The following is an 11,983-nucleotide window of genomic DNA, read 5'->3' on the forward strand; positions in this document are numbered from 1 at the left end:
GAGCGGCCATGGTATTCGGGTTGGTTAGCGACCACCGGAACCCCTCAAGGAGGGCGAGACCATGACCACTCACAAGAGCCAGGCTACTGCGGATCGCACGTCACTGCGAGCGTTATTGGGGACAGACGAGGAACTGATGCGCACGCTGGTGCGCGAGGCGGTCCAGCAGGTCCTGGAGGCCGAGATGAGCGACCAGCTCCAGGCGGCACCGGGCGAGCGCACCGAGGGCCGCCTGGGCTACCGGGCCGGGTACTACCCGCGCACCCTGATCACGCGCGTGGGCAAGCTGGAGTTGCGGGTCCCCCGGGACCGCAACGGCCAGTTCTCCACCAGCCTGTTCGAGCGCTATCAGCGCTCGGAGAAGGCGCTGGTCTCGGCCCTGATGGAGATGTATGTCCAGGGCGTGTCGACGCGCAAGGTCAAGGCCATCACCGAGGAGTTGTGCGATCACGGGTTCTCGGCCTCGGCGATCTCGACCATCAACCGGGGGCTGGACGGCCGCCTGGCGGAGTTCGCGTCGCGGCGCCTGGAGGAGCCCTGCCCCTATCTGATCCTGGACGCGCGCTACGAGAAGGTCCGCGAGGGCGGTGTGATCCGGTCCCAGGCGGTACTGATCGCTATCGGTGTCAACTGGGAGGGCCGGCGTCAGGTGCTGGGGGTGGAGCTGGCCAGTCGCGAGAGCGCGAGCAGCTGGCGCGCCTTCCTGGAGCGGCTACGCGAGCGCGGGCTGAACGGGGTCGAACGGGTGGTCAGCGACGAGCACGCAGGGCTGCGCCGGGCCATCCTGGAGATCCTCCCGGAAGCGGTATGGCAGCGCTGCTATGTGCACTTCCTGCGCAACGCCCTGGACCACCTGCCGCGCAAGGCCGACGACGACTGCCTGCAAGAGCTGCGCTGGCTCTACGACCGCCGGGATCTGACCGAGGCCCAGCGCGATCTGGCGGCCTGGCTGGAGCGCTGGCAGGCGAAGTATCCCCGCCTGTGCGACTGGGTGGAAGACAACATCCAGGAGACGTTGACGTTCTACCGCCTGCCGCGGGCCCATCACAAGCACATGAAGAGCACCAACATGCTCGAGCGGCTGAACGAGGAGATCCGGCGCCGGACCCGGGTGGTCCGGATCTTCCCCAACACCCACAGCTGTCTACGCCTGGTACGGGCCCTGGCCGTCGAAATCCACGAAGGCTGGCTGGAGGACAACCGCTACCTGAACATGGATCTGCTCAAAGAGCACAAGAAGATCCTGCTGAGGCAGGCCGAGGCCGCCTGAGCCATACCGACCAACCGAACATGGCCCACTCACTTCTGCACAACTTGACGCACACAACCCATACTGGCGGGATTGCCGCCCGCCGGGTGATCGGCGAGGACACAGCCCCTTGTCCGGACAGCCCTGTGCGGCGCACAGGGAGTCGGCGAGTCCAACCTTGCCTGTTCGGGCAACGCGTAACCCAAGTACACTCCTTGCCTCGCAGCAACGGAACCATGCCGCCTAACCACCGGGTATCCAGAAGATACGTTCAGGAAACATCCAAGTGAATCCTCCACACCAAGCAACTTGCGGCCGCATCTCTCTCCCTCGAAACAAGGCGAACAGCCGGATACGCCAGATCGGGCTTGCCTGGGTACTCGGGATAGCGCTGCTGACGACCGGTTGCGGGGGCGGCGGGTCGTCCAGCGCAGGGGGCGAGGGATTTGTCGTCGCCGGCAGCATCGAGGTGCAAGCCCTGCATCATGTGGATTCGGATACAAACGATCCCGAAAGCCCGAGCTCCGGCAATGACCGTCTCACCACAGCACAGCCGGTGCGCATGCCCGCCATCATTGGCGGCTTCGTGGACGAACAGGACGACCCGACTGATGTGTTCGTGGCCGAGTTCGAAGCGGGTGACCAGGCCTTGCTGGAGTTCCCGGATCCCGCACGGGCCGATCTGGACCTGTACCTGATCAATGAAGACGGGAGGCTGGTGGATGCCTCCATTGGTCTCGACGGCTTCGAGCGCGTGGTCGTCCCGGAGCCAGGCGAGTACTTCGTGGAAGTGAAGGCCTTCTCGGGACAGTCGGCGTACCGTTTGCGCCTGGACACCTCGTCCATGCTGGATCCGCTGCATGCGGCAAGCCTGCGTGTCGCGGATGACTTCGTGCCTGGGGAAGTCCTGGTGCGCCGAACCCGTGAGATTCGCCCCTCCGCGCTGGTAAAAACTCCCGCCGACATGGGCCTGCAGCAAGTCTCCGGGGCGCCGGGGCGGGAGCAGCTCTGGCGGATCCCGGAGGGCCACGCGGAAGCGGTGATCAGCACCCTGGGCCTTTCCGCACCGTCCATCTCGCCCGCTTTGGGCTGGAAGACCCCGGACCACGCCGCCCGCCATGACACCCTGCGCGTCATCAAGGCGCTGCGGGCGCAACCGGACATCGCCTCGGCCTCGCCCAACTACCGGCTCAAGCCCCTGCTCACACCGAACGATCCCCGCTGGCACCAGCAATGGTTCCACGAGGCCATCAACCTGCCGCAGGCCTGGGACATCACCACCGGCCAGGCACCGGACGCAGAGGTGGTCGTGGCCGTCATCGATACCGGTGTCTATCGCGAGCACGAGGACCTGGACGCAGACCGACTATTCCCCACGCAGCGGTTTGCCTGCGACCCGGCCGACAGCACCTGCGACGAAGAGCGTTCCTGGCATGGTACGCACGTGACCGGAATCATCGGGGCGACCAGCCACAACAGTCTCGGCGTCGCCGGTATCTCCTGGGGCGTCGATCTCCTGCCCGTATGGACACTGAACAACACCGGGACCCTGAACGATACGCTCCAGGGGATTCGTTACGCGGCCGGGCTCGAGAACGATTCCGGAACCGTGCCCGAACAGACGGCCGACATCATCAACCTGAGCCTTGGCGGCGGCGGGTACAGCGAGGTGGCCGACGAACTCTTTCAGGAGGTGCGCGAGCTCGGCATCCTGGTGATCGCGGCCTCGGGCAACGATGGCCGCGCAGAGGTCGGCTACCCCGCGGCATACGAATCGGTGGTTGCGGTGGGCGCGACTAACCGCAATTCCGAACGCGCCTGGTACAGCAACTACGGTCCCCGTCTGGACCTGGTGGCCCCCGGGGGTGGTTCCTGTCCACGTGAAGACGGCATCCTGAGCACCTGGGTGCAGGAGAGCCCGTCTGGAACGCTTGAATCGGACTACGAATTCCTCCTGGGCACCTCAATGTCCACGGCGGTCGTGTCCGGCGTCCTGGCACTGGGCCGTGGGATCAACCCGGAACTCTCGCCTGGGTTACTCCTGGAGTTGCTGGAAGCAGGCGAACTGACCCGAGACCTGAGACCCGAGGGATGGGACCCGGAGACCGGCTGGGGCGAGATCGACGCATATCGAGCCGTCCAGGCGATCGCGGCTCGTGCCGGCGCGGGAGAACTGGCGCCCCGGATCTCGGCGACCCCGAACGTCCTGGACTTCGGGTTCACCGGAACCCGCCTGGACCTTCGGCTACGCAACGGGGGCGATGGCGCGCTGCGGATCGAGGACATCAGCCCGCAGGCTCCCTGGGCGACCCTCCAGCCACACGACGTAACCGAAGACGGCCTAGGCCTGTACCGCGCCCAGGGACAGCGCGACACCCTGCCCCCCGGGAACTACGAATCCCGCGTTCGCGTTACTGCGGAAGGAGGCGACCAGCGGGACATCCCGATCGGCATCCAGGTCGCCGAGCGCGCCCCGGAACGCGACACGGTGGGACAGGTGTACGTACTGCTGCTTGACCGGGACGACCGCGTCGTCGCGCAGACCACACTGGAACCGGCACACGGGGCCTACCACTACCGTTTCGAGGGGGTACCCGCGGGTGACTATCGCGTCGTTGCCGGCACCAATATCGCGGGTGAGGGACAGATCTGTTCCGGCGCGGACGCCTGTGGCGAATGGCCCCGGCATGGAGCCGGTGAGACATTTCTGCTGGACAGCGACCGCACCGGCCTCGACTTCGAAATCGCCTGGCGCCCCTTCACCGACGGAGGCTTCTCCCTGTAGACCTGCCTATCATTTAGTCCTGCTTCCTATTGACGGCACGCTTCACTCGCGCCAGTGGGTCTCCGATCTACCCGGAGTCACATGAAGCTCCGCGTGACCAGCCGCTTCGTGGATCGCGCCCGTGACCGGGCCTCGCGCCCAAAAAAAGGGCCCAGGGCGATCGCCGAGGCCCCTTCCCTGTCCTGCACAACGGAGAACCGGACCTAGAAGTTCACTTCCGTGGTCTCGCCTGCCTCGACTTCGGCGTTGGCCTGATCGACAAAGTCGATGGGCGTGGCGGCCTCCGGATCGTCTTCGTCGGCCTGGAAGGTCAGCGCCACCGTATAGTCGCCTGCCTCCAGGAAGCCTGCGGTGTAGCGGTACTCCCAGTCACCGGTCGCCTCGACATGGCGGTAATGGACATTGGCCGTGGTGACCGCATCGTCGTCGTCATCACGGAGATCGCGCGGCTCCCGATCGAGACCCTCGAAAACATAAACCGCCGCGCCCGGACAGGCGTGCAGCCCCTCTTCACGCTCCTCGCAGGTGAAGTCCGCAGGGAGGCGGTCTGGATCCACGGTTCCCGTGATGGCACCCGCTTCGCGGTTGTCCACCAGGCGCAACGAGCGCCGCATCCGGTGGTAGCCCTCAAATTGGGGGTCTTCGCGGATTGCCTTGCGCAGGTCAAAGTCGACGGTGAACGACACCTCCTCACCGTCCGCGACGCTGAAACCACTGGACAGCTGCAATCCTGCTTGCAGCCCGCCGGGGATGGTCAGATTCTCGCGGTAGTCATCCACGAACTCGATGAACGAGCTGGTCGCGAAATTGGAAAGCGGGGGTGAACTGGCGCCCTCTTCGGGTTCCAGATAAAAACGGATCCATTCGTAATCACCTGCGGGGACTTCTTCATCCTCGAAAAGGAACTCGTAGTCTTCGCCTTGCAGCGCGAGCAAATCGATCTCGCGAACGGATTCGTCCTCACCCAAATCAATGCGAATGCGCTCGCCGTCGGAGGGCTGTAGCTCGACATGGGTGAAGCGGACCACCACCCGGCTGGCCGAATCGACCGGTGCATCCGTGACGGCCAGACTCATCTGTCCGGTGCCGCCACCGCTGCTGCTCCCGTCACTACTGCCGCCACCGCAGGCAACGAGCCCCGCAGTCGCGATCCCCAAACCCACCAAACGCGTAAAATTGCCAATCTTGTTCATCGCAGCCTCCCTTCAGCCAGTAACGTCCGGTACAAGTCTAGCCAGTTGGTCGGAGTCGATGGAGGAATAGACGGATGGCGGACAGGGAAAACCTGAAACCGGTCACAGGACTGGGTTCGCTCCCGTGACCGGTTGGGCCTTTTCCACTCGCACAACCGACCAAGAGGCCAGACGCAGTGCATCACCGCAAGCCGACTGCCCCGTTGCAGCAACCCGCCTGGGCAAGGCTGGTCAGTTCGCCAGCGCGCCCCTGGGGGCGCGACCCAGGCCCGGGGCCTTCAGAAGCGGTCGAGACTGGACAACGGGTTGGCAAGCTCGCGCACGCGCATCCAGGAGGCGATGCTGGCGCGCCAGCGCCGCGTGGGCAGGACCGCGTGCGGCACGCTCTGGCTGAGGAACATCACCAGGGTGCCGGCCGTGGGCTGGATGCGCTGGCACTCACGGCCGGCATCGTCATAGATCGCGAGCTGGCCGCCGTCCTGCTCGTGCCAGTCGCGGTTGAGGTAGAACACAAGTGACAGCCGGCGGCAGTTACCGGCCTGGAAGGCATCCACATGCCGGGCGTAATGGGTGCCTGGCGGGTACAGGGCAAAGTGCGATTCGGTCTCGAACAATCCCGGGATCAGCGACCGGCTCACCTGCAGCCGGATCGCATCCAGGCGCTCCATAAATGCCTGCTGGGCCGGGCTGGCACCATCCAGCCAGTGGATCCAGTCACCGCGGGTGGCCCGGTCGCGATGGCGCTCGCCCCCCCGACCGATCCGCGCCTGCGCCAGCTGCGCGGCATCACGCAGCGCGTAGACCTCGTCATGCAGCGCATCGACCGTGTCCGCTGGCAGGAAATCGGGCCAGACCACGGGCTCGCCAGCGCCGAGCCCATACAACCAGTCGGGAACGGAAGTATCTCCGAGTGCCCCCTCCCCCAGCATTGCCGCAGGAAGTACAGCCCCGGACACCGTGCTTGGCGGAGTGGTTCTCTCGGGAGCGGGGATCACCAGTTCAGTTTTCAAGCCCTTGTAGCCTCATCCAACATCGCACGGGGATGCGCGATCAGTAATTTGAGACGCCTACCGTGTTCGGTATGCGGCAGCCGCCGGAACGGCGGGTCGAAAGCGCCGAGGCCCCCTGCCAACGCGCTATCCAATAAAAGACTTGCTTATACACCAGAACGGGGCGAAATAATGACAACCGCCGACGAGGTCATTCCGATTTTCCTGAGCCAGGACGTCATCGGCAGATCCAATGCCGCCTGACGTCGCGTTCTCCGACGTTGCCGAACATCGGTCTTCAGCTCTTCGGCTTTACGACCACCAGCGCAATACCACCCAACACGACAATGCCGGCGAACACCAGACGCAGGGTCAACGGCTCCGCGAGGAGGCCGATCCCTGCAATGGCGGTGATCACCGGCACGCTCAGCTGGGCAACCGCAGCGGTGGAGGTCCGAATGAGCTTGAGCGCGGCGTACCAGACCGCATATCCCAGACCGGAGGCCAGGGCGCCCGACGCCGCGGCCAGTAGTGCACCCGGAATGTCCACGACGGCGCCTGGACTGAAAGCCACCGCCAGGACCAGCGCAGGCAAGCTCGCCAGGAGGAAGTTGGATGCCGTGACCCGGGTCGGATCGCCACTGCCACTCGCCCGCAGCGTGTAGACACCCCAAGCGAAGCCGGCCACGATCATTAATGCAGCAGGAATCGGGGACGGTGCCGAGAGCCCGGGCGACAGCAACCAGATGAGTCCTGCTAAAGCCAGGGCGAAGCCTATCCATTGGCGAGACGTCAATCGTGCGCCGGCCGCCAGATACCAACTGACCATGGTCACCTGGACCGCGCCGAACAGCAGCAGCGCTCCGGTCGCCGCGGTCAGGGAAATGTAGGCGAACGAAAACCCGATGGCGTACACGAAGAGTGCGAGCGCTGACCCCCAACTGCCCCGTCCTTCTGGAAGGGTCGGCTGGGCCCGAACGATCAGCCACAGCATGATCGCTCCGGAGACAAGCCGGATCGCGGTAAAGCTGACCGGATCAATGGACGTCGAGGTGAACGCGGCACGCGTCAGGATGGAATTGGCGGCGAACGCTACGAGCGCTACTGACATCAGCGTTGCTAAGCGCACCGGCATCGGCGTCGGATTCCTTCTATCTGACAGGAGGATGCGATGCATCCATACCCCGAGGGAGGCGGCGGTGGCCGAGCAACCCGAGCGGTTGCGTGACGAGCAGGGCATGGTGCCGAAAATCGCACCGCGAGTTCAGTGGGGCACAGAGGCTGGATTGCTCCCTCGGCTTCATCGTTGCGAATGCGACAGCCGGCCCCGTTTCAGGAAAAAAGCCATGGCCGATCGGAGCGGCCATGGCTTCCTCAGACAAGCGAGTCGGATAACCCGCTACATGGATAGAACCCTAGTAACGAAGGGCGGCCAGTTCGACAGTGGTGCCACCGTTCTCGCTGGCATATTCCTCGGCGTCACCGGCCCGCATGAACGCGACGTAGTCGTCCTCGGTTTCCACGAACGACGCCACGTGGCCGAACAGCTTGAGGCCCGTGCCGTGGTCGTAGACATACGTCGCACGAACCTCGTCGGAACCTGACTCCTCGACCTCTTCGACCGCGGCCAGCATCTCGCCAATGGAGTCGTACTTGATAATGCCTTCTTCGGCGAACCAGACCTCGGCCGGCGGAAGTCCGGGCGCGCCCGGTTCGGATCGGGTGATCTTGCCCAGCTGCTCCTCGTAGTCCTTGCCTTGAGCCTCGTAGACGGCTCGCACGAAGCTGTCGTCCACCCAGCGGTCAAAGTCCAGTTCGGGGACCGAACGCTCCCGCTGCAGCGTCGCATGGTGATACTTCAGCGCGTCCACCCACTCGGGTTTCAGGGTCGGATCGACCGACGTAATGCCGCCCTCGCTGAAGTACAGGTACAGGACCTCTTTCTCGATCGTGGTCCACTCTTCCAGCTTGGTCGCCGCCCGCATGGGGTCTTCCATGATCCAGTCCTGCGCCTCCATCGTGGCTGCAATGTACGCCTCAACCACACGCGGATGCTCTTCCGCGAAGTCGTCACGGACCACGGTCCCATGGAACGTCGGCTGGCCGACTTCGCTACCGTCGAAGACCTTACGGCCAAACCCGCGATACTCCATCACCTCGGACCACGGGGTGAAGTTCGAATGAGCATCGATGTTACCCGTACGGATATTCGCTACCCCGACCGGTGGCCCCTGGTCGCGAAGCTGGATGTCATCCAGGATACCGGCCTGGCTCAGCGCATCCAGGGTCATACCCCAGGCGGCACTGCCGAACGGCGTCGAAAGCTGCTGGCCGGCGAGATCCGACAGACTCTGCGCAGGGGAATCGACTGGAACCACAATGCCATTACCCGTACCGCGGGCGTTGTACCCAGTCATGGCAACGAACAAGGACTCGGCACGACCAGTATTCTGGAAGGTCGCGCCGTTCACGATTAGCGGGTAGTCGCCCATGACCCCGAACTCGAGCTGCCCGGCGATCATTCGGTTGGTAATCGGCGGACCGGAGTCGAAGTCGGCGTACTGGACGACGAAATCGACATCTTCGTATCTGCCATCGGTTGGCAAGTGTTCCTCGAATAGACGCAGGCGTTCGATGACGACCCCGCCCGATACCGTATTGGTGACCTGACTCTGGTGCCCGACCCGGATCTGGATCGTCTCGGCCACCGCGGCCCCGGAAAAGGCCGCGATTGCTACACCGGCAACGATTGGCTTCCAACGCATGGTTCTTCTCCCAAAATTAAGTGTCCGCCAAAATGGCGCATCCAACGTTTGATCAGCCGACTAGACCCGGCTCGGGGACTTGCCTGTACTAACAGGCCATGACTGATCTACCGGATACGCAGCAGATTCCGTGCCGCACTCCGCAATCGAGGGAAAACAATCCGCACCTTTCTGTTTTCCTTGAGTTTTATTCTTCAATAAGGAATACCTCGGCTTCCGCCGCCATGCCCGTCACCGCCCCAACCTGGGGAATCCCTGCGCGATTGGAGTGCCGGATAACGGCTGTGAACGCCAGCAATCATGACAAGCAATACACCTGCCGTATTCGGCACCCCGCGGCCGACTTCGCTCAGCCAAACCGTCCGTTCCCCTACCCATCTCACTCCTTCTATGACACGATATGATGAGTTGAATCGAGGAACGAGACGCGCCCATGGAATCCAGCACCCCGGACCGCCAAACGCTTCAGGAATCCCCGCAGCCCCTGTATGTCCAGATCAAGGAAACATTGCGCCAAAGGATCCTCGACGGCACCTACCAGCCGCACCAGAAGCTCCCATCCGAGAGCGAACTCACCCGACGGTTCGGCGTCAGCCGCATTACCATTCGTCAGGCACTGCGTGACCTGCACAACGAAGGCCTGATCTTCAGCTCACAGGGCAAGGGCAGTTTTGTCAGCAAGCCGAAGGCGGTGCAGAACGTGCGGCGCCTGGAAGGCTTTGGCGAGGCCATGGCGGCCCAGGGCTACGAAGCAACGGCGCGGGTGGTTTCAATCGAAGAAATGGTCCCGCCCAAGAATGTGCGCGACGCACTCGACCTCGGGGGTGCAACAAGCGGCTCGGTGGTCGAAGTGAAGCGGGTGCGCTACCTGAACCGGGTGCCGGTTTCACTGGAGATCAGCTATTTCCCATTGGATGTGGGGCGCCCCTTGTTCAATCAGGATCTTTCGGGCGACATCTTCCCGATCCTGGAGAACCTCTCGGGCATCCCGCTGGGTGCAGCCAACATCAGCATCGATGCCGGGCTCGCGAACAACGAAGTACAGAAGGAGCTGGGCCTGTCGGCAGCCGACCCGGTTCTGCAGGTGGAACGTCTAACCCACGATCGCTCCGGACGGCCCATCGACTACGAGTTTCTGTTTTTCAGTGGCGACTCGTTCAAGTATCGATTCGAGATCGATCGTTCGTAACCGATCCCGTGGGGTAACCGCCACTGTACGCGCCGGTTACCCCGCCAGGACACGACTCAAGCTTCTGCCAGACCGGGTGCCGGCTCGCTTCGCAGCTGCCGGATCTTCTCGTGGAGCTCCGGCAGGATATCGAACAGGTCGCCGACCAGGCCGTAGTCGGCCACGCCGAAGATCGGGGCATCCGGGTCCTTGTTGATGGCGACGATGACCTTGGATCCGGTCATGCCGGCGAGGTGCTGAATGGCGCCGGAGATGCCCACCGCAATGTACAGCTCCGGTGCGACCACCTTGCCGGTCTGTCCCACCTGGCAGTCGTTGGGGGCATAACCGGCATCCACGGCTGCCCGCGAGGCGCCCACGGCGGCGTTCAGATCCGCTGCCAGTTCCTCCAGCAGACGGAATTTCTCCAGGCTGCCGAAGGCTCGCCCCCCGGAAACGACGATCCCGGAGGATTCCAGTTGCGGCCGGTCCGACTCGTCGAGTTGGAGTTCGACCTCGCGGGACTGGGCCAGGGTCTCACCGACGTCAATGCGTTCAAGCTGGGCCTCACCGCCGCCCACTACCTCTTTGGCGAACGCAGTCGGGCGTATGGTCAGCAACTTGTGCGGCTCCAGCACTCGCAAGGTTTCGTTGGCATTGCCCGCGTAGATCGGGTGCACGAACGTCTCCGCGTCCTCGATCACGGTGACATCCGAGACCATCTGGATGTCGACCAGCGCCGCCACCCGGGGGAGCAGGTTTTTCCCGAACGTGGTGGCGGGCGCCAGCACATGACTGTAGTGCTCGACATGTCCAGCCACCAACCCGGAAAGATCCTCAGCAAGGCCGCCTGCCAGATGAGGCGCCTCGGCAACCAGCACACGGCGGACCCCGGCCATCGAGGCGAGGCTTTCGGCCGCCGCCGCGGGGCGTGCACCCGCTACCAGGACGTCGATGGGACCGTCCAGTTCGCGGGCGGCCGTCAGGGTGGACAAGGTGCTGGCGGCCAGTGTCTCCCCTGCCGTCTCCGCTACAACCAGTATCGTGTTCGCCATCTCAGATCACCCCCGCTTCGTTGCGCAGCTTGTCCAGCAGTTCGTCCACGTCCGCGACCTTCACACCCGCCTCGCGGGGAACGGGCTCGGAAACCTTGACCCGCTCCACCCGCGGACGCATATCCACGCCCAGGGCCTCGGGCGTGCGCTCCTCGATGGGGCGTTTCTTCGCCTTCATCATCGCGGGCAGCTTCACGAACCGGGGCTCGTTGAGTCGCAGGTCCGCTGTCACCACGGCAGGCAGGTCCAGTTCAACGGTCTGCTGCCCGCCATCGATCTCGCGTGCTACCCGCGCCCGGCCCTCTTCGATGGTCAACTCGGACGCGAAGGTACCCTGGGGCCAGCCGAGCAATGCAGCGGTCATCTGCCCGGTCTGGTTGGCGTCATCGTCGATCGCCTGCTTGCCAAGAAGCACCAGGTCGACGGCTTCCTCGCGCGCGACCGCGGCCAGTAACGCGGCCACGTTCAGGGGCTGCGGCGATTCCGGCACATCGATCCGGATCGCGCGGTCCGCGCCCATTGCCAGGGCGCTGCGCAGAACCTCCTGACTGGCCTCGTCACCCACCGTCACCGCCAGCAATTCGCTGCAGATGCCAGCCTCTTTCAGGCGTACGGCCTCCTCCAGCGCAATCTCGTCGAAGGGATTGGCGGACATCCGGACATTTTCAGTCTCGACACCGCTCCCATCCGACTTCACGCGGATGTTCACGTTGTAATCGATCACGCGTTTTACGCCGACCAGTACTTTCATCGCATTCACTCCCGTTGACTTTGCGGCC

Annotated in this window: 9 protein-coding genes; 3 read left to right on the top strand and 6 right to left on the bottom strand. The window is 64.0% G+C overall.

What is annotated here, in order from left to right; genetic code table 11:
• Positions 1 to 61: 61 nt before the first annotated feature.
• Both D106_RS0106880 and D106_RS0106885 read left to right on the top strand, forming a co-directional pair.
• On the top strand, positions 62 to 1,270 hold the full coding sequence (locus tag D106_RS0106880) for an IS256 family transposase (protein ID WP_026280611.1): 1,209 nt from the start codon (positions 62 to 64) through the stop codon (positions 1,268 to 1,270).
• A 448-nt stretch (positions 1,271 to 1,718) separates the two neighbouring features.
• Positions 1,719 to 4,034, top strand: a complete 2,316-nt coding sequence (locus D106_RS0106885; RefSeq protein WP_018879623.1) for a S8 family serine peptidase — start codon at positions 1,719 to 1,721, stop codon at positions 4,032 to 4,034.
• A gap of 203 nt (positions 4,035 to 4,237) precedes the next feature.
• Here the strand turns inward: D106_RS0106885 and D106_RS0106890 are convergent, their stop codons facing one another.
• The 4 genes from D106_RS0106890 to D106_RS0106905 all read right to left on the bottom strand — a co-directional run bounded on the left by D106_RS0106890 (position 4,238) and on the right by D106_RS0106905 (position 8,981).
• Entirely contained in the window at positions 4,238 to 5,227 is a 990-nt protein-coding gene (locus D106_RS0106890) for a DUF4382 domain-containing protein (RefSeq protein WP_026280612.1), read from the bottom strand.
• A 278-nt stretch (positions 5,228 to 5,505) separates the two neighbouring features.
• Positions 5,506 to 6,084, bottom strand: coding sequence for a 2OG-Fe(II) oxygenase (locus D106_RS0106895; RefSeq protein WP_018879625.1), 579 nt, complete (start codon positions 6,082 to 6,084; stop codon positions 5,506 to 5,508).
• Positions 6,085 to 6,514: 430 nt separating this feature from the next.
• Positions 6,515 to 7,351, bottom strand: a complete 837-nt coding sequence (locus D106_RS0106900; protein WP_018879626.1) for a DMT family transporter — start codon at positions 7,349 to 7,351, stop codon at positions 6,515 to 6,517.
• 280 nt (positions 7,352 to 7,631) lie between these two features.
• A complete protein-coding gene (locus D106_RS0106905; protein ID WP_018879627.1) occupies positions 7,632 to 8,981 on the bottom strand; it encodes an ABC transporter substrate-binding protein in 1,350 nt (449 codons plus the stop codon).
• 433 nt (positions 8,982 to 9,414) lie between these two features.
• On the opposite strand from D106_RS0106905, the gene D106_RS0106910 reads away from it, so the two are divergent.
• The gene (locus tag D106_RS0106910) at positions 9,415 to 10,170 is read left to right on the top strand and encodes a GntR family transcriptional regulator (RefSeq protein WP_018879628.1); all 756 of its coding nucleotides are present in this window, start codon (positions 9,415 to 9,417) and stop codon (positions 10,168 to 10,170) included.
• Between the two features lie 56 nt (positions 10,171 to 10,226).
• On the opposite strand, the gene D106_RS0106915 is transcribed toward D106_RS0106910, so the two are convergent.
• Together D106_RS0106915 and D106_RS0106920 are read right to left on the bottom strand one after the other, a co-directional pair.
• Positions 10,227 to 11,204, bottom strand: coding sequence for an electron transfer flavoprotein subunit alpha/FixB family protein (locus D106_RS0106915; protein ID WP_018865563.1), 978 nt, complete (start codon positions 11,202 to 11,204; stop codon positions 10,227 to 10,229).
• 1 nt (position 11,205) lies between these two features.
• Positions 11,206 to 11,955, bottom strand: a complete 750-nt coding sequence (locus tag D106_RS0106920) for an electron transfer flavoprotein subunit beta/FixA family protein (protein WP_018865562.1) — start codon at positions 11,953 to 11,955, stop codon at positions 11,206 to 11,208.
• Positions 11,956 to 11,983: the final 28 nt, after the last annotated feature.

The organism is Thioalkalivibrio sp. ALE9 (assembly GCF_000377445.1).
In the GTDB taxonomy this organism is placed as follows: domain Bacteria; phylum Pseudomonadota; class Gammaproteobacteria; order Ectothiorhodospirales; family Ectothiorhodospiraceae; genus Thioalkalivibrio.

Excerpts from the sequence above, each read along its gene's own strand:
- D106_RS0106880 (WP_026280611.1), top strand. The coding sequence starts at position 62 with ATGACCACTCACAAGAGCCAGGCTACTGCGGATCGCACGTCACTGCGA.
- D106_RS0106890 (WP_026280612.1), bottom strand. The coding sequence starts at position 5,227 with ATGAACAAGATTGGCAATTTTACGCGTTTGGTGGGTTTGGGGATCGCG.
- D106_RS0106900 (WP_018879626.1), bottom strand. The coding sequence starts at position 7,351 with ATGCCGGTGCGCTTAGCAACGCTGATGTCAGTAGCGCTCGTAGCGTTC.
- D106_RS0106905 (WP_018879627.1), bottom strand. The coding sequence starts at position 8,981 with ATGCGTTGGAAGCCAATCGTTGCCGGTGTAGCAATCGCGGCCTTTTCC.
- D106_RS0106910 (WP_018879628.1), top strand. The coding sequence starts at position 9,415 with ATGGAATCCAGCACCCCGGACCGCCAAACGCTTCAGGAATCCCCGCAG.
- D106_RS0106915 (WP_018865563.1), bottom strand. The coding sequence starts at position 11,204 with ATGGCGAACACGATACTGGTTGTAGCGGAGACGGCAGGGGAGACACTG.
- D106_RS0106920 (WP_018865562.1), bottom strand. The coding sequence starts at position 11,955 with ATGAAAGTACTGGTCGGCGTAAAACGCGTGATCGATTACAACGTGAAC.